This window comes from Ferdinandcohnia sp. GQ5 (genome assembly GCF_059759275.1).
Map to the genome: position 1 here is coordinate 184,081 of NZ_JCAXEW010000002.1, position 22,977 is coordinate 207,057.

Consider the following 22,977-nt stretch of genomic DNA (forward strand, 5'->3'; position numbering starts at 1 on the left):
GTCCACTACCTGTTCAATTCTACCGTCTCAAATACCTTCCAATTCACTATTTTCTCTAACGTAACTGATAGTAAAACACCTATAATTAAGCCATTGCTAATAAACGGCTGTATATATAGTGGGATGTCAGCGAAAACAGTGGGTGAAATGTTCATGATACTGATCCCAACTAGAACAGGTGCTGCCAATCGAAAAATTGTATTCGAATTAAACGTCTTCCCGTTAAGGCTGCTAAAGGCTGTACCGAATAATTGTAAATAGGCCACAAATAAAACAGCATTTCCTACTGAAATTGGCATGGTTGCAAGGAATGATCCGAACATAGGAACCAGTCCGATTGTTGTTAATAACCCACCACCGATAAGGAATGGTTTCGGATGAAATATTCTTGTGCTTTGTAGAAATCCGATTGAGGATGTAAAGGGTGTGTAAGGTACTAGCCCAAATCCCGTACCAATCGCCGTAAAAACACTTGTCACATAGATAGAATTACGAAATCTATGTTGTGGGGTTTCTTTGTTTATCAGTTTTCCGGCTGCATCAATCGAAGCAATTGTATTGCTCAAATTGATTACCACTGCAAAGAATGTCACGCCAATAATCCCAAACTCTAGATTTGGTTCTCCGATAGGAAATAAAGTGAAAGACATCAAGGATGCTTCTAAAGCCCTTTGGCTAACATCCATAAAAAATAGATCATGCAATATCCATCCAATCATTAAACCTATTAAAATGGAGAAATTACTAATAGATTTAGAGCCTTTAAGTTTTATAATCACAACTAGGATTACAATTCCGATTGATAATAAACTCAACGGTACGTCTAATACTCCATCCTTGGTTAAAGGAAACATTCCTTTAAAGAAGATAAAAATCAATTGGAAGGTTAAGAGAAAAAGATAGACTGACATGACCATTGGACTGAAGATTGACTGAAAAAGTGACAAACCATTACATGCTGCTAAAACGATTGTAAATACGCAAGCGAGTAGAATCCCAGTCGTGATCCCTCCACCAATCGTAGATAGGCTCATTCCCATCGAAGAAGCAGTGAGCCCTAGGTTTAATATAACGCCCCATAACAACCCAGAATGTCCTTCCATAATGGGCATTCGATGTCCAATCCATCCTTGAAACATACAAGCTACCCCTGTAAGGATTAAAGAGCATTTTAGCATCATTCCAATCGTATCTTGAGGCACCTCAAACACGGTTCCTATTGAAATCGGTACAACTACTGTATTAGCAAAAATAAAAATAAGCCATTGAACAGAAGAAAAAACTGTTACAACATACCCTTTACTCATCATTCACACCACTTTCTTGAAACATGTCGACAGTTCGGTCTTTTCCCTATTTTTTTCATCACCAAAAAGAGTCTGCGGAATTGATGTCAGACCCCATCTAGTAAACTTTTACAGAACTAAAGGACAAGCTTACATTCGGAATATAAAAAAGAGTCTTACTTAAACCAAAAGACTCCCTGAAGAATACCATTACTATTCTCCAAAATCAATATACTCCGTTCAGACAACTAAAAATTTTTTCTCTTTCTTGTGCAATAAATCGATACTCATCATGTTTTTATGGATATAACTCTAATGATATTTCAAAGTACTGGGGGGCCGGCACCAGAAATTAAATTTACAATCCAAAAGACTAACCTTGAAAAATTAGGTGAAAATAGAAAAAAAGGATGTGGTCACTATGGAATCCTTTCTCTACTTCTTCCTTGCATTCAGTTATCTTTGTCTATTTGTTTGGGGGATTTTTTTAGTTAAAAAAGCAAGATTACATCTTACCAATTTACTCTTATTCGTCATTATTGGACTTATATATGATAACTTGATCATTGCTTTAGGTAGATTTATCGGTGAAGGAAAAATGCTGGAGAGTATCAGCTATGTTCGATTTTTGTTACACGCCCTGTTTACCCCCACCCTGGTTTTATTTGCATTTGGAATCTGTTTGGGGACAGAATTACCTTGGGCCAAGAAAACCTTCTGGAAGGTCTTAGCATTTCTGATGACTCTCGGGTTAATTCTTTATGAACTATTTACATCAGTAATCAATCTTGAACTTGAACCCCATTGGAAAAATGGCATATTGACCTATACAAGTGCGGGTCATGCGGGTAGTCCGATTATGGTCATTATCGTAACGATTGTACTTGGGATTGTTGGCTTTAGTTTGGCTAAGAAATTTCACTTTTATTGGCTCTTGGTTGGTACAATCGTTATGATTACAGGGGGTCTGTTAATCATCTGGGTCAAACATGAATCAATGATGAATATTTTAGAACTTTTATTAATTGTCACTTTACTTATGACATGGCAATTTCAAGTCCGGTATCTACGGTCACAGTGATTCTCCGAATTATGTCGATAAACAATTAAAAGTGCCTGACCCCTAGTACAGTAAAGCATTACCGCGTTGTGGGTTAGGCCCTAGGAATAAAGGGAAAAACGCTACAACAAAGTCGATCATTCCCTTACAATTGCATAAAGCATTTTCTGTTCTTTCAACCTACCTTAACTACACTTCAATGAAACGGTCTTGTTGTCTTCGATTAATTTCTGGAGTTCTTCCGTACTTTTCTTTTGTTCCGTTGAGCCATGCCTTGACTGCTTCTTTGTAATTTCCTTGTATGAAATCTGATTCGTATTACTCCATTTCTTCCAAGGAACTTTATCGTATTTATGGTGCTGGTAATACTTCCATGGATGGATACTACCCGGCGCAAAATTATACGTGCCCATGTTTACCGGATCGTTAATGATTTGACCTGTTTCAGCATTATAGACAACTTCAAAGCGACCATCTGATGATATAAACTTCACATTATATGCGGCGTCATATTCGTTTACTTCATACCGGTGGTATCTAGCACTGAATAGCTGCCATTTGCCGCATGCCACTAGTTCAATCATTTCCGCTAAAAGCTCAGGTGCCTCTCCATATCGATTCAATTCGTTCCGAAAATAATGAATCTCTTCTGTGATATAAGGAAGTTGTTTGACATGGTGATCAAATGTCTCAACAAACAGATTAAATTGTTTATGTCCGTTAAGAAGCTTTTCATTTCCCACCAAATCATCCATCATTTTTGTTACGATTGCATGTGATGCAGTTGCTTTGGATGTATCAAATCTATACCATTTTTTATGCTCAGATTGGATCTGATCATATTGCTCTGAGAGTTCAGTAGAGTATTCCTCCGATAAAAAATCAGCCTCGACCGCTACAGGCATACTTGGATATACAAAGTCTTTCATTAGTTGGTGGTACCCAGATATCGACACTAATAACAGGAAAAAAAGAAGGAGATAAACCGTTTTTGGCAACCGATTTTTGATAACTATGCTAATTTTTCGAACCTCCTTTTTATCCCACTTCAATCATTCGTTCTTCAACCAATAAAATCTTTTTTATATCGAATAGCTAAATAGACTGCTGAGGCAAGGAAGGCAAACGAATATTTAAATAAGAAGAATATTTGCCACATATATTCTTTCGGGAAAATCACGTCGCACAAAACGATTCCACTTAACATTATGAACGCACTTTTTAATTTTATTTGATTTGTTCTTTCGTCAGCTTCTCCCATTTTTTTCTGTAATACGTATGATAGAATCCCACCGACAAAAACCAATAAAAAACCGCTAACAATAAGAATGTTCCAATTACCTTGTGATTGCTCAGCCCAAGACCTTAATGGATCAAAAATTGCGTTAGATATATTTGACATATTAATTTTCATTTTGATCATTTCCTTTCTCATAAGTAAAAATATCGTTAACATCAACATTAAAAAATTCGGCAATTCGAAAAGCTAACAATAGAGTCGGAACATAATTACCTTTTTCCATTACAAAGATGGTTTGTTTGGAAACTCCAACTTTCTCTGCTAATTCCTGCTGAGACATTCTGGCGAGTACACGATATTCATACACCTTATTTGAGATCGAATCACCAAAATCTTTCTTCATGACCATCACCTCTTGAATCAAATTATAAACTCAGATTTACCAAAAGTAAATTAAACTTATACAAAAATATAAAATATTTATATTTTAATTTAGATTACTTTGATTTAATAAAAGCAAGAATACAAAAAAACCTGACGGAAATCATAATTCCGTCAGGTTCACAGGTCGATCCGGAGTAATTTGGGGGTTGGTGGTCTAGAGGATGATAATATTCATTTTTCCTGACTTTATTTCCAGTAGGAAAACAAAATTATATCCATATTAACAATCTATATCTTCTCCGGCGCGCCACATATCAAGTGTTTTATGGATAAATTGTTCCAAGCCCGTATCTTCAACCTTTATCGATTTTTTTACGCGTATGCAGCCTTTTCCATAATTATAGCCCGCTAATAGGGATTCTGCATTTTCTACCTTATCTATTGTACCTACATAGAGGCTGACATAATGTTTTTGCGCGTTTAACGCTAAGACATAGTTGTCATCTTTACCATAATTCAACATTTTATAGCGAATCACTTCTTCTAACTCGGGTGCATAATCCAAAATCATTTCACGAATCGCGAGCAGTTTCTCTTTTCGCCAATCGTTCTCAAGTAATGCTAAATATTCATCAGAATTCTTAACATCATATTGCATATTAAAGTCTCACTCCTGCATGTTCAATTTACTGATAGTTTACAGGAAGTTTGCTAACTATGCATCTTCAAGATGCTTTCAAACACTCAAAAAATAATACCTATTACCCTACTTATTCTAAAATCTTCGCTCATACACCACATTATTGTACTCAATAAAATCAAAATATGTTTTTCCATTTACTTGAATTCTGACATGGCACCCTTTGAGTTAAGAATGAACTTAAAAAAACGGAAGTCATCATAAACTTCCGCAATTTCAAAACGTTACTTATATTTGGCCTAGATCATGCATCCATCCTTAACTGTTACTTGTGGATTAACAGATCTTTCCCTTCGATAAATGGAGGAAATATAGTTGGATGTAGAATGCTTGCAATCTTATTGAGTCCGAGCAATAATCTTGGAGATGGTCTGCAAAATAATGGTTCTTCTAAAATATACAATTGCTTATTTTGTATCGCCTGCATTTTATCTGATTGTGGACGTTTTAAAATGACTTTAGGGTTCACTTTGTCTTTTTGAACACCTACCCAGATGATGCACATCACATCAGGATTTCTTCGTCTAACTTCTTCCCAATCTGTTTGTACACTCGCTTGTTCCATATCTTGAAAAATATTTCTCCCACCTGCAAGCTCACTCATTTCAGATAACCAATTTGTCGCCCCAGGTGTAAAAATCGGCTTTGCCCACCATTCCCAATAGATTGATCTCTGATTTTCTACTTGCTTCGATAAACGTTGATAGCTTTCAAGAATTTGTTTATATTTATCAAATAATTGGGTCGCTTTTTCAAAAACATTTGTTGCTTTTCCCACAAAAAGTAAGCTTTCTCCTACCTCTAGTAAACTTTCTGGGTTTGGAACAATGACATAAGGAAGGTTTCTCTTCTTCAGTTCTTCAATATTTCGTTCCATCCCAGGTACACTTAAAGATGCTAACACTAGGTCTGGCTGTAGCTCTTCTACTTTATCCATGTCGATATGTAAATCAGGACCCAATCTCGGTAATGTTTTCACCTGTTCAGGCCAATCTGAGTAATTATCTACTCCTATTAAGAATTTAGTTAATCCAAGATATTCAACTATTTCCGTATTACTTGGACAAATAGAGATGAGTCTCATGAGCGATACCTCCTTCTTACAAGCAGAAAAGATTTATTTTAATTTCTTACTTAACCCATTCCATACGTACACCACTTCATCTGACATCTTTACAGCATCCTGCGCGATCCATCCCATCACATCTCGTAGCATTCTATCATTTTTTTGAATGGGTACTATGCCACTGCCAACCTCTAGCATGACAAGCACGATCGGCATATTACGCTTTTTCTCCTCCACATCAAATGCATGAAAAAGTTGTGAATAATCACTTCGAATCTCGTTCATGCTTTTTCCATGGGCAAGTTCAGTTTCAATCCATTTTTCCCAACCTTCAACGACTAATGGTGTATCATTCTCCCATTTGATACTCCAATCCGATAATGAATCACCCATATAAGCAGATGTCCAACTACAACTTTCATATTTCTCTCTCACGATTTTCCTTTTTCCTGCGAAGGCACCGCCGATAACGAGCTGCATGTCCATCCCCCCTCGTTCTTCTTAAAAGTTAAACGTATACAATGTCCATTCGGGATCGTGACTTCCCAGAACGAAAGAGATGATACATATTTTGAAACAACATACCGAATCACGCCTCCATGAGTCATGATAAGAATGGTTTCATTGTGACGCGTTTGTTGAAATCGTTCATTAAAGAAGGCATCAATTCGACCACTAAATGTGTCAGTTGACTCCCCATTCGGAATTATGCCTTTCTCCCAATTGTTAAGCCAGTTCTGATACGCTTTCTGGTCTTTCAATTCGTCATATGTTTTTCCTTCCCAATCCCCAAAATCCAATTCTCTTAATCTATCATCTTCCGTTTCCGGTGCTGGAATATTTAATAATTTCAAAGACTCCTGACAACGTCGTAAATCACTTGTAAAAATATGGTCAAAATGTATGTGTGTCAATTCTTTTTTAAGCTTAATTAGGCCTGATTGTTCACCTCTTATAATTTCTATATCCGTATGACCTAAATACCGTTTCTCCTTATTCCAAGCTGTTATCCCATGACGAACGAGATATACAACCATGTAATCGCAAGTCCCCATAATTCGCCTCCCTCTATGGCTGTACCTAATAAATCTCCATTTGTTCCTTTAAATGTATGCTTGATCCAAGCACCAAACAAGACCATAAACACAATATATGCAGGAACTAAAAAGAAACATTCAGGAAAGATGTATAAGAGTATCCCTACAGGAATCATCGCATATAAAAAGTCAAACTGATTTACGTTTTTCTTCCACTCCCATGCTAAGCCATGTTGTTTTGCTGTAGGTAAAGAAATCATTAATATAACGGCTCCTAAACGTGAAAACGCCATGATAAAAAGAAACGAAGACAAGAGAATATCCGCTTCAATCAATGAATAAATAAAAAACGTTTTCCATGCGAGTAAAAAAAGGAGTGAAATCAGTCCAAAACTTCCTACATGTGGGTCTTTCATGATCTCCCATTTTTTCTCAATGGGGGCGTTTGACCCCACTGCATCAGCTACATCCATCCACCCATCTAAGTGTAATCCACCAGTTATATAGACCCATAATGAAAGGATAAGCAATGTCAAAAACAGGATTGGGACGTAAGGCTGCAATACCGACAACACACTTATAATAATCGCACCTAATCCTACACCAACAAGCGGGTAACTCCTGATTGCCCATCTACTTGTCTGTTTTGTCCACGGACATTCGATAGTAAGTGGAATTCGTGTAAGGAATTGTACAGCAAGTATAAATCCAAACATCATTTGCTTCATCAGCCTTCACCCTTCCAATACAACGGAATCCCTGCTTGAACCTGGACGGCAATGTCTGATTGCTGCACAATATTGTAATGAAGACGTTGTAAGGTATACATATAGCTTTGAACAACATCATCACTGTGTGGGATTCCCTCATTCACATCATTTGAAACAATTAGAAGGTGAAGTTGCTTTTCGCGTGCAATTGATAACCAGCGGTTCACCCTTTCTTCCATCTCTTCCAACCTAAGTCCACGTTCGAACATGACATTACTTACCCATATCGTTAAACAATCTAGTAAAATCACATCACCTTTTTTAAAGTTTGACAGAATCGGTTCAAGATGAAAGGACTCTTCAATTGTATGCCACCTCTCCCCGCGATCATGTTGATGAATTCGAATCCTTTCTACCATTTCATCATCACTTTTTTTAGCGGTAGCAATGTATCGAAGAGAAATGCTATGATTTTCTTGCTTCATTTGATCAAAATACGACAGAGCTGTTTGTTCTGCAAAAAGACTTTTCCCTGATCTAGCGCCACCTGAAATAAAAATGACCATTACTCTTTTCTCCACTTTTGAAGTGCAGTAAGTAAATGTTGATTTTCTGTGTATGACCTGATGGCGATTCGAATAAATTTTCCATTAAGTCCTTTAAAGTTGTGAGTATGTCGCGTCAGGATTCCATTCTCCAATAAAAAGTAATAAAGTTCATCTGTTCGATTTGGAGATTTTTTATCCTGCAATAGATAAAAGTTTACTAGTGATGGTGAAACGTAGTAGTCTAATTCTTTTAAGCAACTAAATACATACCGAGATTCCCCATGTAACCAAACTTTTGTTTTGTCAACAAAAGTTCGGTCTTCAAGTAATCTCGGAACGACTGCATCAACTAAGGAGTTAATGCTCCAAGGAATTTGTTCGTTTTTCAACGCATGTATGACAGTTGGGTGAGCCATTATATATCCGATTCGAAGCCCTGGAATTGTATACATTTTAGTTAAAGAACGTAAAATGATTAGATTGGGGTATGCCGATAACCAAGACGTAAGGGATGCAATGGTAGTTGGTAAAAAATCGACAAAAGCTTCATCCACTACTACATATGTATCCTTTTTCTTCCCAATGTCTAATAAAAGCTGCAAATCTTCTTCTGGTATAACCGTTCCAGTTGGATTATTTGGACGACAAAGAAACAGAACATCTTTTTCAGCAAACCTATCTTGAATCAATTGGACTGGTAGTGTAAAACCACTTTCATCATCAACTATCAGATCCTCCACATCAATATGGTAATGTGTACAGGCACGCTCATATTCCAAAAAGGTAGGATGGGCTATGAGCGCCTTTCCTTTTTCGAAATACTTTGCCACTAAAAAAATGGCCTCTGCTCCCCCATTTGTTACTAGGACCACGTCTTGGTCTATTCCTTCATGCTCCGCGATTGCAGCGCTCGCTTTCGAATACGTTGGATCTGGATAACGGGTTATGGTCTCATACTCTTGTTGTAAAACATCTGATAACCAAATAGGCGGCCCCATAGGATTTAGGTTTGCGCTAAAATCGATTAATGATTTTTCTTCCTTCATATGTAACAGTTTTTTGATTGTTTCAGGTTGTCCCCCATGATTTGGCCATTTCATCATTTCACCTCATTTACACTATTTAACTAGCTGGAGTATGCACAAACCAAATAGAAAGAATACGATCCACCCTCCATGCATATATTGAATTGTTTTTTCGATATCAGAGCTCACCAAATTTCTAGAAGGGTCTCCCATTTGTGCACGTACTGATTTTCTACCTTGATAATAATTGATCCCGCCTAACTGAATTCCGAGTAATCCTGCCACCATTGCCTCTGACCACCCGCTATTTGGACTCGGGTGTTTTCTTGCATCTCTCCAAGTTGTTTTCCATCCATTTCTATAATTAGACCCTTTAATAAAATAAGCGGCTAGCCACATTGAGAGGGCTGTTAGTCTCGCAGGAATCCAATTGACTAGATCATCAAGTCTAGCTGAAGCCCACCCAAATTGATTAAATCGTTCATTTTTATGTCCAACCATCGAATCTAACGTGTTAATCGCACGGTACACCATCACAAGTGGTGCCCCTCCTATGAATGCCCAAAATAAGGGTGCTGTTATCCCATCAACGGTATTCTCCGCAACCGTTTCAACCGTTCCTCTGACAATTTCATTCTCTGGTAAATGTTCCGTATCTCGTCCGACAATCATACTTAGCTTGTCTCTCGCTTCCGTAACATTCCCATTCTCTATAGGAACGAGGACTTCTTTAGCAGCAGCCGAAAGACCTTTGATCGCAATCGTGGTTGAAATCAAATAAATTTGTATGAATATTCCAGCGAATGGATGCAATTGATAAGCGAGATAAACAAGGGATAAGGTAAGGAAAAAAACGAGTAGAATAACAGTTCCGCACAAGCAAATACCTTTCCAAACTCTCCCTTTTCCTCTATTCCAGCTCTTTTCTAGGTATGTGATCAATTTTCCCATTAACACAACAGGATGGGGAAACCACCTGGGGTCACCAATTAACAAATCTAATACAATTGCAGCGAATAAAATCGTGCAGAACATAATTGTGGGTTCCTGTACCATTCCCATCATTTCAATTCCTTTTGATAGTCTGTTATCAATTTATTTATTTGATCTAACTGGATATTTTCTCTCACAACATTGGCTAATACATCAAACCCTTCTTCTCTTTTTTTGGAGAAAGAGGCTCGATTCTTAATTGGCTCTAATCCTTTCTTCACTCTGATTTCATTTAGAAAGACCTCACGAAATAAATCATTATGGAAAATACCATGAAAGTACGTCCCGATTATTTGTTTGTCCTTCGTTATCGTTCCTTCCCATCTGTCAGCTAATTGAACAAAATGATCACATTCATTTTCAAAAGATGATTGTCCCATATGAATTTCATAACCTGAAACTGGAATGCGTTCCTCACCAAACTGCGCAATTCCTTCTGAATGAACGGTTGTCTTCTGTGTGGTCATCGAGGTTTTCATTGGAATCAGACCGAGTCCTTCAACACAACTATGCGTTGATTCAACTTCATGTTCATCTACAATAAGCGTTCCTAGCATTTGGTACCCACCGCAAATGCCGACAACTGTAGTTCTTTTTTGTACTAAATCCAATATCCGATTAGCTAGACCTGTACTGTGTAAGCTCATCAAATCCTCAATTGTATTTTTACTTCCTGGTAAAATCAGTACATCTGGATTTCGAACGTCTTCAATCGTTTTAACAAAGCGAACATGACAATCCTTTTCCTCAAAAAAAGGATCGATATCCGTAAAATTCGATATCATCGGATGACATATGACCGCAATATCAATTTCTTTTGACTCATCCGGTTTCGAAGTATACGTATTTAACACGAGTGAATCCTCTGCTTCAATTAAGAGGTTATCGATATATGGAACAACCCCTAGAATAGGCACACCCGTATATTCCTCAAACCACGTTAACCCAGGCTGTAATAGCGAAACATCCCCTCTAAATTTATTAATAATGACACCGATAACCCTTTTTCGATCCTGAGGCTCAAGAAGCTGTAATGTTCCTACTAAACTAGCAAAGACTCCACCCTTGTCAATATCCCCAACGAGTATTACAGGTGCATTCGCTATCCGTGCAACTCGCATATTCACAAGCTCCCGGTCATTTAAATTAATCTCTGCAGGGCTACCCGCTCCTTCTATCACAATCCGCTCATAGCTTTTGGACAATGTATCATACACTTCTCGAATCACTTGTAAACCTTGTTGAAAAAATTCCTCGCGATATTCTCCAGCTTTCATATTCTTAAATGGCTTACCGTGAACAACAATTTGTGATTCATAGTTTCCATTTGGCTTAATTAATATCGGATTCATATCTGTTGTTGCTACGATTCGTGCAGCTTCAGCTTGAACACCTTGTGCACGCCCGATTTCTTTTCCATCGACCGTAATATACGAATTCAATGCCATATTTTGCGATTTAAAAGGGGCTGTTTTATAACCATCCTGAACAAATATCCGGCAAAGAGCGGTAACAATTGCACTCTTTCCAGCATCTGAATGAGTACCTTGAATCATTAACGGTACAGCTCTATTCATATGTGTGAACTCCTTTTCTTTTGGGGTTCTTGACATTATCAAATGCGCCTTGGCGTATTTGCGCCCGATTTTTAGGCCCACACGATGTGGGTCATAAAGACGTTGCCACAGGATGTGGCGCTCTTAGTCTTTAATCTTACCGCTCGAAAAGCCACCTCTGAAAAATCGTGGCATCCGCCGGAGTCTTTAGGCCAATACGATGTTGGTCACTCAGACGTTGCCACAGGACGTGGCATTCTTAGTCTGAGTTCCTTAATTTCAGCCGGGGTTTGAACCCCCACTGAATTTGATATTTTTTTGCATGCATCCCCACGGGACTTCTGCTGAATAAAGTTAAAATTCAATACCTTTTACGGCTGGTATGCCTTCATCATAATAATGCTTTTCCACTTCAACAACTGAAACAAGATCGGCGATTTCACGTATTTCCCGTTTGGCATCTCTTCCAGTAATAACGAGATGAACATGTGGCGGTTTATTTTTTAATACATCTACCACTTCGTTTAGTGGTAACACATCATCAATTGGAAAGGTATCAATTGCTAATGCATTGTTTAATTCATCTAGTATGATCAAATCAGATTCACCGCTCATGACAGCTTCCTTAGCCTTTAACCATCCGGTCCTTAATGCTTCGCGATGTTCTTCTGGGGTCTTTGTCCAAGTAAATCCAATACCAAGTTGCTCCATCTCAACTCCAAGCTTACTTAAGGCAATTTGTTCACCATATGAACGTTCAGGTGATTTAATAAATTGATAGATTTTTACACTTAACCCTCTGCCAACCGCTCGAACTGTTAGACCTAGAGCTGCTGTTGTCTTCCCTTTACCGTGACCCGTATATACAAGTGTTAATCCCTTTTTCTTATCGTTAGCTTGTTTCATATAAACCTCCTAGTTTTATAAAGTTTGAATTACTATTTCTTAGAAATTCCTGCTGAGTCAAAGGTTGCCATTTCTTTTACCATGAGTGTAGCCGATTGGATAATAGGAAATGAAATGGCTGCTCCTGTTCCTTCTCCAAGTCTAAGTCCTAAATCAATAATGGGTTTCTTCCCTACTAGTGAAAGTGCAATATTGTGACCTGGTTCAACGGATTGATGTGTGACCATGATATAGTCGTTAACACTAGGGGAGATTAAGTTTGCAACTAACGCTGCGATGGTACAGATAAAACCATCTACAAGAATCGGTACCCTCTTGCTTGCAGCACCTAGCATTGCACCTGTCATTGCGGCAATCTCTAGTCCGCCCACTTTCGCTAGAATATCAATTGGATCATTTGGATTCGGATTCCTACGTATTAGCGCCTGTTTAATAATTTCAGTTTTATGTAAAAATGTAGCATCAGAAATCCCAGTTCCTCTTCCTACTAATTGGGATATATCTTTACCACTTAAAACGGCTAGGATTGCACTACTTGATGTTGTATTTCCGATCCCCATCTCCCCGAGTATGAGACATTGTGCCCCTTCTTCGATGATTTGTAAGGCTTGATTATATCCAGCATCCATTGCTTGTTCAGCTTCTTGTCGACTCATTGCATCTTCAAGATAAAAATTGCCTGTACCATAACGAACTTTTTGATTGATTAAACTCTCGTGTTCAATATCGGTAGCTACTCCTATATCGATTACCTTAAGAATGGCGCCTATTTGTCTACTAAATACATTTATTGCTGCACCACCATTTAAAAAGTTTCGAACCATCTGTTCTGTTACTGCTTGCGGATAGGCAGATACACCTTCTGAAGTGATCCCATGATCGGCCGCAAAAACTAGCACACCTGGTGGCGTAACACTAGGGAATGGTTCATTCTTCATTTCTGCTAGGTTAATAGCCATTTCCTCTAGTCGCCCAAGGCTTCCTATTGGCTTTGTTAACGTATTAATATACTCACCAACCTGTCTCCCCATCTCCTTGTTTACCTTTGGGGTGGATTCGTATATTTGTTTCATCCTTATCTCTCCTTACTCGCTTTATACTCTAGACATTTCCTAATCCAGTTCTCAGCAATTTTTGGGTTTGAGCCAAAATGAAGATGGGTGTAGCCAGCTACTAAATTGTATTTTAGACACCCTTCCTGCTTAACACCCCGCAGTCCTTTTGTTTTAAAAGCATGGGAGAATTCATTCTCATTTGCCATAAAAGAAGAATAATGAAATTCATGCCCTCTACCCATTTGATTGGAAAGAATGAAATTGTTATTGAGACCACTAACTTCTCTATATCCCAATGCTTGTAAATAGGAATGCATTTGGACTTTACCAGGAATGATCCCGATCATTTGATACGTCTTCTGTTCTGTCGTTTCAATGGACTCGGTCAAATACATGAACCCGCCACATTCACCAAGAGTTGGCAGCCCTTCTTTAATTGCTTTCTGAATCGATTCCTTGGTCTTTACATTAGATTCCAAGGTTAAAGCGAATTCCTCTGGGAAGCCTCCTCCTATATATAGACCATCTACATTCATTGGTAACTCTTCATTAGCCAATGGAGAAAAATAGACTAATTCTGCGCCATTAACTTCTAATAATTCTAGATTCTCAGGATAATAGAAGTTAAAGGCTGCATCCTTTGCAACCGCTATTCTCGTCATAGTATCTTGCTTCTTTTCAAACATTGAGGATTTATTTTTTTCATTTAGCGGTTCCGCTACAGCTAATTCAAGCAATTTATCAAGATCAATCGTCTCTAAAACCAAGTCACCAACTTTATCAAATAACGGAGTAAGTTCACCGCGTTCAATTGAAGGAATAAGTCCAAGATGTCTTTCTGGAATTTCAATCTCGACATCTCGTTTCAAATATCCAATAACCGGAATATGACATTCTTGTTCAATTGCTTTTTTGACAAGTTGGAAATGTCCCTCGCTCCCCACTCTGTTTGCAATAACTCCAACTATATTTGGACCTTCTGCAAACATTTGAAAACCCTTCACAATTGCTGCAGCACTACGAGCCATACTTTCACAATTGACTACAAGCAATACAGGACTTTTCGTTATGATACTAATCTCTGCAGTACTACCTTCATTCGTTTCCGGACTTTTTCCATCAAAGAATCCCATAACTCCTTCTATAATTGAAATATCTGCATCACGATTTCCATGTGTGAAAATATCCAAAACTCTTTCATGAGTGAGCATCCAACTATCTAAATTGCGTGAAACTCGTTTTGTTACAGCTGTATGATAGGATGGGTCTATATAGTCAGGACCACATTTAAAGCCTTGTACGCTTAGCCCTCGTTTCATGAATGCTGACATAATACCAATTGTTAATGTTGTTTTTCCAACGCCACTTCCAGTACCTGCAATTACAATTCGTCGTTCGGTCATTTACTTCCCCACCTTATTTCGTTTGGACTACTTTGTAAATACTTTTGGATAGCTTCTTTTGTTGCTTCATACACGATTTGACCTATAGCTTTTCCAACAGTGGTTCCTGAACCTGCATATGGTGTTTTCTCCCCTTGTTGAGTAAGACCTAGAAGTAGTGAATCCGTTGATGTACCAGTTGCAATCGTGTTGGAGTGTGGATCTTTAATATTCATGTCTAGTAATGCTTTTGTTTTTGCTTCTGTAGCTGACATAAAGCCATTTACAAGTGCACCATCTGTAAAATGTGAATCAATGAACAGCATGGTGTTGATTGTACCTACTGATTGACTCACCTTAGAATGGGTACGACTTGAAATATCGACAGCATTCCCGGTACCTGCAGTTACAACAGCTAGAATTTGAATACCTTCAAATTCTTCATGACGTATAACCACATCCTTTAATTGAACAGCTGTCATCATTCCAACCGCTTGCTCATAAGGAATAGCGTACTTTGTCATCCAATTTCGCAAATCACGGTCAGGTGCTGAGCAATTATAATTCTTATCAACATAAAAATTACAAAAATGCCTTAACCATTGAATACCATCACCGATGACCCCATTCGAAATTGTTCGTAAAGGGTGATCGAACTGAATGTGAATATACTCTTTCGTTTGATGAATCTGATAAGAATTTTCAAAACGTGTACAAGGTTCTGCTTGATGATAGCCTGGTGTCATAAGGAGTTGCGGTTTTGAAATTGTCGGATGAGACCCAAGCTTAATATCCACTTCATATACCTTCTTTAGTAGGTCGGTCTTTCTGAAATTGTCAACATCTCCAACTTCTAAGAAACAGCCCTTATGAAGCATGGCGATTCGATCTGCATATTGAGAAGCAACATTTAAATCATGCAGAATGGAGAAAATGGTTAACCCCATACTTTGCTGCCGTTCTTTTAATAAATCCAACATTTGGAATGTGTGTTTCACATCTAAATGATTCGTTGGCTCATCTAAAAGTAAAATCTCAGGTTCTTGCGCCAATGCCTTAGCTAATAACACCCTTTGCTTCTCGCCACCACTGATCATTCGGAATGGAATTTTTCGAAATTGACTTATATTCGTTATTTCCATCACCTCTTCAATGACGTTCCAATCTACTCGGGATAGCTGTTTAAATAAACCTTTTTGATGTGGATACCGCCCTAGACTCACAATTTCTTCCACTGTAAAATCAAATGAAACCTGCGCCTCCTGAGTAAGAACAGCCACTTTCTTCGCCTTCTCAAGCTTTGAAAGAGTGGAAATTTCTTTACCAGAAAGGAATATATCACCTTTTATGATCGGCAATTGCCCAGTTATCAATTTAAACAAGGTTGTTTTTCCACTTCCATTTGGTCCAAGAAGTGCAAAAAATTCTCCCTGATGAATCTCAAGATTTATTCCATTAATAATAGGAGAATTCGAATAACCACCAACTAAATTGTTAACAGTAATCATCTTCGTTCCCCTCCAACTCTCTCTCTGATTAATAATAGGGCAAAAACAGGTGCACCTATTAAAGCTGTAATAACACCAATTGGCAGTTCTTCTGGAGCAATAATACTTCTTGATACTAAATCAGCTACTATAAGAAATGCTCCACCTACCATTAGGGAAAGTGGTAGTACATGGCGATGATTTGGCCCTGTAACAATACGCACTAAATGTGGGATGACAAGTCCTACAAAACCAATCGATCCAGACACTGCAACGGCGGCTCCCGTTAATAATGAGGCTCCGATTAGGATATACAACTTTCCTTTCTTCACATCAACCCCAATATGATCTGCCGCCTCCTCCCCAAGAGCTAACGCATTCAACTCCCGGTAATGGTAGAACAAAATAAAGGAACCACACAACATAAATGGAAGAATCAACTGAACATGACTCCAGCCTCTTAGTCCTACACTGCCATATAACCAATAGATAATTTGAGTCATTGAATCTTGGTCGCTTAGTGAAATAATGAGGGAAACAACTGCTCCAATAAAAGAACTTACAATTATCCCCGCCAAGATAATGGTTTCAATCGCTAAGCTTCGACTACTCAATCGAACAAGTCCGAATACAATAAGGAGTGAAATAAAACCACCTACGATTGCAACAATAGGAAGAGTAAAGTTTCCTAACCCCAAAATCGTAAACTGAAAAAATAAAACAATTACTGCACCAAGAGATGCACCAGATGAAACCCCGATTGTATATGGATCCGCTAATGGGTTACGTAATAATCCTTGGAATGCTGCACCCGCTAATCCAAGAGACGCACCAACAAAAAATGCCAGCAATACCCTAGGTAATCGGATATTCCAAATGATCATTTCTTCATTTCTAGCAACCTCATTAAGCCAGCCCCAACCAAATGTGTTGTCTAGCACAATATGTAAAATGGTTGGAACAGGCACGTGGACACTACTAATGAATACGCCTAGGAGGGCTGTACTAAGTACAAACCCTCCACTTAGAATATATAACCAAGTAATTTTATTTATTAAAAACTTCTGGATAAATAAGCTTCGCAAGAGTCTCGACTCCTTCAATTAACCGAGGACCTGGTCTCGTAACCGTATCATTATCAACATCAAAGACCTGTTTATTTTTAACTGCAGGAACTTCAGACCAGCCTTCACGCCCATATACTTCTTCAGTGGGATTATCTATGTAGTAGCCATACGTTGTAATGATGACATCAGGATTTAATTGGACAATTTCCTCCTCTGTTAACTGTACCCACCCTTCATGCTCCTCTGCTGCATTAATAGCTTGAATTGCCTCAAGCATTTCATGCATAAACGTATTGGTTCCTGTTGTAAAAATATCTGGTGCTGGCGAAACCTCAACCCAGACTTTCTTTTTATCTGTAATAGCTGAAGCTTTTTCCTTGATTTCATCAAAGCGTTGCTTCATATTTGTCACAATTTCGTTTGCCTCAGTCGCAGTTCCTGTAGCTTTCCCAATCATTTCTATATGTTCATACGCATCTTCAAATGAAGAAGCACTTCCAACGACAATCACATCAATTCCTGCATCTTCAAACTGCTTTAATATTTCAGGATGTGTATTGTAATGATAATCAGTAACAAGAGCTAGGTCTGGAAGAAGTGAAAGAACCAATTCTGCATTGATATCCTGTGCACCTACTTTTTGTATTTCAAGTGCTTCTGATGGATAATTATCGTAATCCGAAACTCCAATGATTTTTTCTCCTAGGCCAAGTGCAAATGCAATTTCTGTATTACTTGCCTGTATGGAGACAATTGATTCAGGTTCTTCATCAATCGTAACTTCTCGATCAGCACTGTCTATAATCGTGATAGGGAACTCTTGATTAGCGTTCTCCCCTTCAACATTTTCAACGGTTTTTTGAGCCTTTTCATCTTGAGCCGTTTTTTCTTGTGTACCACAACCTGCAACAATACCCATGGTAAAAAGAAAAATAAGACTAAACAGACCCCATTTTTTCAACATTTCCTTCATTTTTTTATCCCCCTTCAAATTTTGAACACAAAAAAACGCCATTCCACAGGAAGAGCGTTTCGTAAAGGCATAATAAAGGTTATTTGCTTAGAACTCCAATAAAGCAATCCTAATATAACAAATATAGTAACATATGATCATTTATTTGCACTTTAAACGTTCCTTTCCTCGAGGAAGCTTAAAAAACAAAATAGGCAGGTCTCCTGACTTGCGAATCAACGGTCGGTTACTCCTTCCCATGTTACATACACAGTGGATATTTATAACCTTCCTCCTCGCTTACAGTGGCGGGACCGTGTTGGACTTACACCAACTTCCCTCTTAGTCTCACATTCTCTCATAGAAGAATGGTAAGAAACCTATTTGCGAAATATTCATTTTTTTGTATTCTGAGAAATTATAATACAACCCTATTGTTTTGTAAATAGGAGTTAAGGTCATTTCAGTTCCTTTTATGAAGTATAATAGAATTAACCAATACAGTTGAAGAAAACCTTTGAGAATCAATCATTTAATAGGAAATAGACGTGTCGATAAACACGTCTATTTTATTTTATGGGAAGCAAAGTATAAAAAAGTTTATGTACTTAACTGTGTTAACGGTATCGCTCTTCTTTAAATGGATTGGCCGTCATCGAATAGCCACGCTCTTCCCAATAACCAGCCTCGTCTTCCTTCATAAACTCTATCCCTGAAACCCACTTTGTGCCTTTCCATAGATAAAATTCTTCTGGTGGAATAAACCGTAGTGGATAACCATGTTTTAGATCAATATCTTGCCATTCATGATTTTTATCCTTCCATCGGAATACAAATAAAGAATCGTCCCCTAATAAAGGTTCTAGCGGTAAGTTTGCAGAATAACCAAATCTCTCCCTATTGGAGTAACCGTAAATTTTGATGTATTTTACGCCTTCATTCATTTCAACTAATTTCAATAACTCTCTAAGCGCAATGCCTTCAAAAGTTGTATCAAATTTAGACCATGTGGTAACACAATGCATGTTTACGGTTGATATGGTTTTTGGAAGCTCCATGAATTCCTTATAGGATAAGGACTTTTCTTGCTTCACTTCTCCAAAAAGTCTGAAATTCCATGTGATTTCATTAAACTCGGGAACATCCCCTGTGTGCAGAATTGGCCATTTTTCTGTTTCAAATTGCCCAGGTGGAAGCTGCCTTTTCATCTTACACCACCCCTTTTTCATTTTTAACGCTACTTAAATCACTGTGCTTTGTATAGTATGCTCCAAGCCTTTTCCTTTATAAACATGATATGAAAGCAGTATTGATTACACCTCCTCTACCCCATACACTTTCTTAGCCAGAGCTGTATTAATTTTTAATGGCTTCCTCGTAATGACTTGTTCCCTTTCTAATTCTCCTAATAATAAACTAACGGTTTCTCTTGATGACCCGATCATACTTGCGATGTCATGCTGAGTAATCTTGACCTCAACTGTTTGCCATTCCCCACTTCTTACACCAAATCGGTTACTTAACTGCATAAAAAGTAAAAGAATTCGATATTTGACATCTTTATAAGCAATGCTTTCTGTTATTTCGTACACTTCTTTTAACTTTGAGGTCAGTATAGTTATAAGTTTTAACGAAATATCGGGATGTTGACGTAGTAACTGTTCAAAACGCTCCTTTTCTAGCGAGCAAACAAAGGAATCAACCATCGCTTCTGCATAAATGTTAGATTCTGTTAAGGAAAAACTAGAAGTTTCTCCAAAGATATTACCTTCACTTAAAAGATCAATTGTGAATTCCTTTCCTGTTGAGGATATCTTATATAAACGAACCTGTCCTTTTTTCAAGAAAAACAACGACCTCATTTGTTGAGTCGGACTTAAGATAATTGTACCTTTTTTAATAGGGACGGTTACCGTTACTTCGTCTAACTTCTTTAATTCCTCTTCTGGTAGCTCATCTAGTAAATTAATTTGTGAAAGCAACATGAGTTTATCCATGTCTTCACTCCCCGTTATACCGTTTTATAATCATTTCATAATCAAAAACCAGTAAATAGATCGATTTCTTCTTTGCATTTACAATCACCTGATAATATATGTAAAACCATATCCATTGTAGCATTGATGCTTTAAATATAAAAAAACGTCCTAGAGAAGTCTCCAGGAACGTTTTCTAAATTATTTAAATAACCGAAGGTATTCCCCATAGCCTTCTTCATTTAGCTTTTCAGTTGGGATAAATTTAAGTGCTGCAGAGTTAATGCAATATCGAAGCCCGCCTTTATCTCGTGGTCCATCATCAAATACGTGTCCTAAATGGGAGTCTGCTGATGAGCTTCTGACTTCAATGCGTCTCATCCCATGGGACGTATCTAGTTTTTCAAGGACTTCTTGATGCTTAATAGGCTTTGTGAAGCTAGGCCATCCACACCCGGAGTCAAATTTGTCCAATGAACTAAATAATGGTTTTCCAGAAACGATATCAACATAAATTCCTTCTTCCTTGTTATCCCAAAATTCATTTTGGAAGGGTGGTTCCGTACCATTCTCTTGAGTCACATGGTGCTGTATAGGAGTAAGATTCTTTATGTTTTCTGCATGGTGTTTCTTCCAATTTTCCCGAATAAATCCCGCTCGTCCAGATCCTTCCTTGTACATATTATAATGAAAGGAATTCTTTTTATAATAGCCTTGATGATATTCTTCTGCTGGATAAAACACAGATGCCTCTTTGATTTCTGTCACGATTGGCTTTGAAAACTTTTTGCTTTTCTCTAATGCCTGTTTGGACTCTTCGGCTAGTCTCTTTTGTTCCTCAGTATGATAAAATATCGCCGTTTTATAGGACTCACCGCGATCACCAAACTGACCATGTGCATCGGTTGGATCTATTTGTTGCCAGAATAGTTCTAAGAGCTTTGTATACGGGAACACATTAGGATCATACGTAATTTGAACTGCCTCATAATGACCCGTTGTGTTTGAGCATACTTCTTCGTAGGTTGGGTTCTCTTTATGCCCACCTGTATAGCCTGAAACTACATCAATAATGCCTGGTAACTCATCAAATGGCTGAACCATACACCAAAAACATCCACCAGCAAATGTAGCTAATTCATAATTTGTTGACATAATCATGCCTCCTACTAGTACTTAGTTTTACCTAAACCCTATCTTTTCCTTCAATTTTGAAAGAATCCCTCAGAACATTAGGGGCACTCTTAAATCTTTTCTCAAGGTATCGAATCTATATATTAATTTCTTCTTTTATGGTATTACATTACATACACTACTTGGATCTCTTGCAAGCTGTCAAAACTACATTGCCAATAATACCACTTCAGTTACTACCTTATGAGAGGTAGATTCTATATTACAATATACAAATACCATGATTAGTTCCTCCTCCAAAGTGTTTCTAATAACTTACACTTACGATTATACTTGGAATCCCTTTTAAAAAATGTAAGCTGCCTTACATTTTTAATGAATAATAAAGTAAGTAATATTTGAACCTCTGCAATTAGTGAATAGTCTGTTTGACGGGATGGATAAGCTGCCTTTAGTTTAAGATAAATAATTTCACAATCTATTACATTTAAATAAAAAAGGCTGCCTTAGCAACCATAGCGGAGACTTACGCTTTGTCCTTTTGATACTATGAAGGTCTGCACTAAAATTATCTTTAAAAGAAATTCTTAATTAAATAACTACGAATAATAGACACTCCAGAGAATTGCTTCTAATTTATACGTTTTCTTCATTGTATAAACCTTTAGTATTCATTTATATATTGCTTATCTTTAAACTTATCTATTATTTTTATCAGACCAACCAAACCTCTAATAATAAACAAAGTAAAATTAACACTTGCAAATGTATGGAAGGCAGACCATTTTTTCCATTTGAATAATCCCGTGTTCTTTTCCATAAACCATTGCCCAATACTCATTGGAACACTAAAAATTAAACTTTTTAATAATATTTTGCCAAAATGATCATTATACGAGATTTTGACCCATATCACACTTAAAAGCGGGAAAAATAACATGTCGTAAATAATATTCGTTTTGAAAATTTTAGGAAAAGGACGAATTGGATATTCAAGTTTTTGTTTTCCAACAACGTAAGCATCAATTAGAGTAGCAATAACACCCTTTGCGAAGAAAATCAAAAGATTTTCTCTCATTTTTGGTCCCTTAAATAAAAATGGGATAGAACCAGTACATAACGCCACTAGTAATTTTAACAACTTTTTTTCCACTTATTAACATCCTCTCATTTGCATTAATCGTGCCATTCTTAAATTACCCAAAACTAAACATTCCTACCGGTCGTTTTTAGAATTTTTTTATTACAAAACGAACAAAACGGTCCTATGAATGAAAGCTTTCTCTTATTCAACTATCTATTTGTGTTAGCTTAAAAGCTACAATAAAAAGGTGCGTAATCCTTATGGATCAACGCACCTTTCGTTAAGTAGAATCTTTTACAATCTCTTGTGTATGAAGATGATTGCGATCA

Annotated in this window: 24 protein-coding genes and 1 riboswitch; of the genes, 1 reads left to right on the plus strand and 23 read right to left on the minus strand. The window is 37.5% G+C overall.

Annotated elements, in window-relative coordinates; genetic code table 11:
* Nucleotides 1-5: 5 nt before the first annotated feature.
* On the minus strand, nt 6-1,307 hold the full coding sequence (locus AC6CHV_RS02890) for a uracil/xanthine transporter (protein ID WP_498078075.1): 1,302 nt from the start codon (nt 1,305-1,307) through the stop codon (nt 6-8).
* Between the two features lie 400 nt (nt 1,308-1,707).
* Here AC6CHV_RS02890 and AC6CHV_RS02895 point away from each other — a divergent pair, with 400 nt between their 5' ends.
* Nucleotides 1,708-2,367: a hypothetical protein gene (locus tag AC6CHV_RS02895; RefSeq protein WP_498078076.1), complete on the plus strand. Its 660-nt coding sequence runs from the start codon at nt 1,708-1,710 to the stop codon at nt 2,365-2,367.
* 164 nt (nt 2,368-2,531) lie between these two features.
* Here the strand turns inward: AC6CHV_RS02895 and AC6CHV_RS02900 are convergent, their stop codons facing one another.
* The 22 genes from AC6CHV_RS02900 to AC6CHV_RS03005 all read right to left on the minus strand — a co-directional run bounded on the left by AC6CHV_RS02900 (nt 2,532) and on the right by AC6CHV_RS03005 (nt 22,717).
* Entirely contained in the window at nt 2,532-3,275 is a 744-nt protein-coding gene (locus AC6CHV_RS02900; protein ID WP_498078077.1) for a hypothetical protein, read from the minus strand.
* A 134-nt stretch (nt 3,276-3,409) separates the two neighbouring features.
* Nucleotides 3,410-3,760 carry a DUF2178 domain-containing protein gene (locus tag AC6CHV_RS02905; RefSeq protein WP_498078078.1) on the minus strand — a complete coding sequence of 117 codons (351 nt, stop codon included), beginning with the start codon at nt 3,758-3,760 and terminating at the stop codon, nt 3,410-3,412.
* Complete coding sequence (locus AC6CHV_RS02910; protein ID WP_121445920.1) at nt 3,750-3,989, minus strand: helix-turn-helix domain-containing protein; 240 nt, start codon at nt 3,987-3,989, stop codon at nt 3,750-3,752. The genes AC6CHV_RS02905 and AC6CHV_RS02910 overlap by 11 nt, the downstream gene beginning before the upstream one ends.
* Before the next feature lie 261 nt (nt 3,990-4,250).
* The gene (locus AC6CHV_RS02915) at nt 4,251-4,628 is read right to left on the minus strand and encodes a DUF1801 domain-containing protein (RefSeq protein WP_498078079.1); all 378 of its coding nucleotides are present in this window, start codon (nt 4,626-4,628) and stop codon (nt 4,251-4,253) included.
* A gap of 307 nt (nt 4,629-4,935) precedes the next feature.
* Nucleotides 4,936-5,754, minus strand: a complete 819-nt coding sequence (locus AC6CHV_RS02920) for an ABC transporter substrate-binding protein (protein ID WP_498078080.1) — start codon at nt 5,752-5,754, stop codon at nt 4,936-4,938.
* 33 nt (nt 5,755-5,787) lie between these two features.
* The gene (locus AC6CHV_RS02925) at nt 5,788-6,216 is read right to left on the minus strand and encodes a bifunctional adenosylcobinamide kinase/adenosylcobinamide-phosphate guanylyltransferase (protein WP_440273084.1); all 429 of its coding nucleotides are present in this window, start codon (nt 6,214-6,216) and stop codon (nt 5,788-5,790) included.
* Entirely contained in the window at nt 6,168-6,791 is a 624-nt protein-coding gene (locus AC6CHV_RS02930) for a histidine phosphatase family protein (RefSeq protein WP_498078081.1), read from the minus strand. Before AC6CHV_RS02930 ends, AC6CHV_RS02925 begins: the two co-directional genes overlap by 49 nt.
* A complete protein-coding gene (cobS, locus tag AC6CHV_RS02935) occupies nt 6,743-7,501 on the minus strand; it encodes an adenosylcobinamide-GDP ribazoletransferase (protein WP_440273082.1) in 759 nt (252 codons plus the stop codon). Before cobS ends, AC6CHV_RS02930 begins: the two co-directional genes overlap by 49 nt.
* Entirely contained in the window at nt 7,501-8,049 is a 549-nt protein-coding gene (locus tag AC6CHV_RS02940) for a bifunctional adenosylcobinamide kinase/adenosylcobinamide-phosphate guanylyltransferase (RefSeq protein WP_121445913.1), read from the minus strand. Before AC6CHV_RS02940 ends, cobS begins: the two co-directional genes overlap by 1 nt.
* Nucleotides 8,049-9,131 carry a threonine-phosphate decarboxylase CobD gene (gene cobD, locus AC6CHV_RS02945; RefSeq protein ID WP_498078082.1) on the minus strand — a complete coding sequence of 361 codons (1,083 nt, stop codon included), beginning with the start codon at nt 9,129-9,131 and terminating at the stop codon, nt 8,049-8,051. Before cobD ends, AC6CHV_RS02940 begins: the two co-directional genes overlap by 1 nt.
* Nucleotides 9,132-9,149: 18 nt before the next feature.
* Nucleotides 9,150-10,118, minus strand: a complete 969-nt coding sequence (gene cbiB / locus AC6CHV_RS02950) for an adenosylcobinamide-phosphate synthase CbiB (RefSeq protein ID WP_498078083.1) — start codon at nt 10,116-10,118, stop codon at nt 9,150-9,152.
* Nucleotides 10,118-11,626: a cobyric acid synthase gene (locus AC6CHV_RS02955; RefSeq protein WP_121445910.1), complete on the minus strand. Its 1,509-nt coding sequence runs from the start codon at nt 11,624-11,626 to the stop codon at nt 10,118-10,120. Before AC6CHV_RS02955 ends, cbiB begins: the two co-directional genes overlap by 1 nt.
* 333 nt (nt 11,627-11,959) lie before the next feature.
* Entirely contained in the window at nt 11,960-12,511 is a 552-nt protein-coding gene (locus AC6CHV_RS02960) for a cob(I)yrinic acid a,c-diamide adenosyltransferase (protein WP_121445909.1), read from the minus strand.
* A 32-nt stretch (nt 12,512-12,543) separates the two neighbouring features.
* Nucleotides 12,544-13,584, minus strand: coding sequence for a nicotinate-nucleotide--dimethylbenzimidazole phosphoribosyltransferase (gene cobT / locus AC6CHV_RS02965; RefSeq protein ID WP_207899836.1), 1,041 nt, complete (start codon nt 13,582-13,584; stop codon nt 12,544-12,546).
* Between the two features lie 2 nt (nt 13,585-13,586).
* Nucleotides 13,587-14,969 (minus strand): cobyrinic acid a,c-diamide synthase CobB, encoded by a 1,383-nt coding sequence (locus tag AC6CHV_RS02970; protein WP_121445908.1) that lies wholly within the window; start codon nt 14,967-14,969, stop codon nt 13,587-13,589.
* Complete coding sequence (locus tag AC6CHV_RS02975) at nt 14,966-16,456, minus strand: adenosylcobinamide amidohydrolase (protein ID WP_121445907.1); 1,491 nt, start codon at nt 16,454-16,456, stop codon at nt 14,966-14,968. Before AC6CHV_RS02975 ends, AC6CHV_RS02970 begins: the two co-directional genes overlap by 4 nt.
* Nucleotides 16,453-17,520, minus strand: coding sequence for a FecCD family ABC transporter permease (locus tag AC6CHV_RS02980; RefSeq protein WP_121445906.1), 1,068 nt, complete (start codon nt 17,518-17,520; stop codon nt 16,453-16,455). Before AC6CHV_RS02980 ends, AC6CHV_RS02975 begins: the two co-directional genes overlap by 4 nt.
* On the minus strand, nt 17,483-18,475 hold the full coding sequence (locus AC6CHV_RS02985) for an ABC transporter substrate-binding protein (protein WP_246006365.1): 993 nt from the start codon (nt 18,473-18,475) through the stop codon (nt 17,483-17,485). The genes AC6CHV_RS02980 and AC6CHV_RS02985 overlap by 38 nt, the downstream gene beginning before the upstream one ends.
* 176 nt (nt 18,476-18,651) lie before the next feature.
* Nucleotides 18,652-18,853, minus strand: a riboswitch (cobalamin riboswitch).
* Between the two features lie 218 nt (nt 18,854-19,071).
* The gene (locus tag AC6CHV_RS02990; protein WP_440273079.1) at nt 19,072-19,662 is read right to left on the minus strand and encodes a molybdopterin-dependent oxidoreductase; all 591 of its coding nucleotides are present in this window, start codon (nt 19,660-19,662) and stop codon (nt 19,072-19,074) included.
* 105 nt (nt 19,663-19,767) lie between these two features.
* Complete coding sequence (locus tag AC6CHV_RS02995; protein WP_440273078.1) at nt 19,768-20,451, minus strand: Crp/Fnr family transcriptional regulator; 684 nt, start codon at nt 20,449-20,451, stop codon at nt 19,768-19,770.
* Between the two features lie 180 nt (nt 20,452-20,631).
* Entirely contained in the window at nt 20,632-21,585 is a 954-nt protein-coding gene (gene msrA, locus AC6CHV_RS03000; RefSeq protein ID WP_440273077.1) for a peptide-methionine (S)-S-oxide reductase MsrA, read from the minus strand.
* Nucleotides 21,586-22,228: 643 nt separating this feature from the next.
* Nucleotides 22,229-22,717, minus strand: coding sequence for a CBO0543 family protein (locus AC6CHV_RS03005; protein ID WP_341331346.1), 489 nt, complete (start codon nt 22,715-22,717; stop codon nt 22,229-22,231).
* Nucleotides 22,718-22,977 lie beyond the last annotated feature (260 nt).

What these genes read in the sequence shown, in the direction of transcription:
- AC6CHV_RS02890 (WP_498078075.1), bottom strand. Translation starts at nt 1,307, where the DNA reads ATGAGTAAAGGGTATGTTGTAACAGTTTTTTCTTCTGTTCAATGGCTT.
- AC6CHV_RS02895 (WP_498078076.1), top strand. Translation starts at nt 1,708, where the DNA reads ATGGAATCCTTTCTCTACTTCTTCCTTGCATTCAGTTATCTTTGTCTA.
- AC6CHV_RS02900 (WP_498078077.1), bottom strand. Translation starts at nt 3,275, where the DNA reads ATGAAAGACTTTGTATATCCAAGTATGCCTGTAGCGGTCGAGGCTGAT.
- AC6CHV_RS02905 (WP_498078078.1), bottom strand. Translation starts at nt 3,760, where the DNA reads ATGAAAATTAATATGTCAAATATATCTAACGCAATTTTTGATCCATTA.
- AC6CHV_RS02910 (WP_121445920.1), bottom strand. Translation starts at nt 3,989, where the DNA reads ATGAAGAAAGATTTTGGTGATTCGATCTCAAATAAGGTGTATGAATAT.
- AC6CHV_RS02915 (WP_498078079.1), bottom strand. Translation starts at nt 4,628, where the DNA reads ATGCAATATGATGTTAAGAATTCTGATGAATATTTAGCATTACTTGAG.
- AC6CHV_RS02920 (WP_498078080.1), bottom strand. Translation starts at nt 5,754, where the DNA reads ATGAGACTCATCTCTATTTGTCCAAGTAATACGGAAATAGTTGAATAT.
- AC6CHV_RS02925 (WP_440273084.1), bottom strand. Translation starts at nt 6,216, where the DNA reads ATGCAGCTCGTTATCGGCGGTGCCTTCGCAGGAAAAAGGAAAATCGTG.
- AC6CHV_RS02930 (WP_498078081.1), bottom strand. Translation starts at nt 6,791, where the DNA reads ATGGGGACTTGCGATTACATGGTTGTATATCTCGTTCGTCATGGGATA.
- cobS (WP_440273082.1), bottom strand. Translation starts at nt 7,501, where the DNA reads ATGAAGCAAATGATGTTTGGATTTATACTTGCTGTACAATTCCTTACA.
- AC6CHV_RS02940 (WP_121445913.1), bottom strand. Translation starts at nt 8,049, where the DNA reads ATGGTCATTTTTATTTCAGGTGGCGCTAGATCAGGGAAAAGTCTTTTT.
- cobD (WP_498078082.1), bottom strand. Translation starts at nt 9,131, where the DNA reads ATGAAATGGCCAAATCATGGGGGACAACCTGAAACAATCAAAAAACTG.
- cbiB (WP_498078083.1), bottom strand. Translation starts at nt 10,118, where the DNA reads ATGGGAATGGTACAGGAACCCACAATTATGTTCTGCACGATTTTATTC.
- AC6CHV_RS02955 (WP_121445910.1), bottom strand. Translation starts at nt 11,626, where the DNA reads ATGAATAGAGCTGTACCGTTAATGATTCAAGGTACTCATTCAGATGCT.
- AC6CHV_RS02960 (WP_121445909.1), bottom strand. Translation starts at nt 12,511, where the DNA reads ATGAAACAAGCTAACGATAAGAAAAAGGGATTAACACTTGTATATACG.
- cobT (WP_207899836.1), bottom strand. Translation starts at nt 13,584, where the DNA reads ATGAAACAAATATACGAATCCACCCCAAAGGTAAACAAGGAGATGGGG.
- AC6CHV_RS02970 (WP_121445908.1), bottom strand. Translation starts at nt 14,969, where the DNA reads ATGACCGAACGACGAATTGTAATTGCAGGTACTGGAAGTGGCGTTGGA.
- AC6CHV_RS02975 (WP_121445907.1), bottom strand. Translation starts at nt 16,456, where the DNA reads ATGATTACTGTTAACAATTTAGTTGGTGGTTATTCGAATTCTCCTATT.
- AC6CHV_RS02985 (WP_246006365.1), bottom strand. Translation starts at nt 18,475, where the DNA reads ATGAAGGAAATGTTGAAAAAATGGGGTCTGTTTAGTCTTATTTTTCTT.
- AC6CHV_RS02990 (WP_440273079.1), bottom strand. Translation starts at nt 19,662, where the DNA reads ATGAAAAGGCAGCTTCCACCTGGGCAATTTGAAACAGAAAAATGGCCA.
- AC6CHV_RS02995 (WP_440273078.1), bottom strand. Translation starts at nt 20,451, where the DNA reads ATGGATAAACTCATGTTGCTTTCACAAATTAATTTACTAGATGAGCTA.
- msrA (WP_440273077.1), bottom strand. Translation starts at nt 21,585, where the DNA reads ATGTCAACAAATTATGAATTAGCTACATTTGCTGGTGGATGTTTTTGG.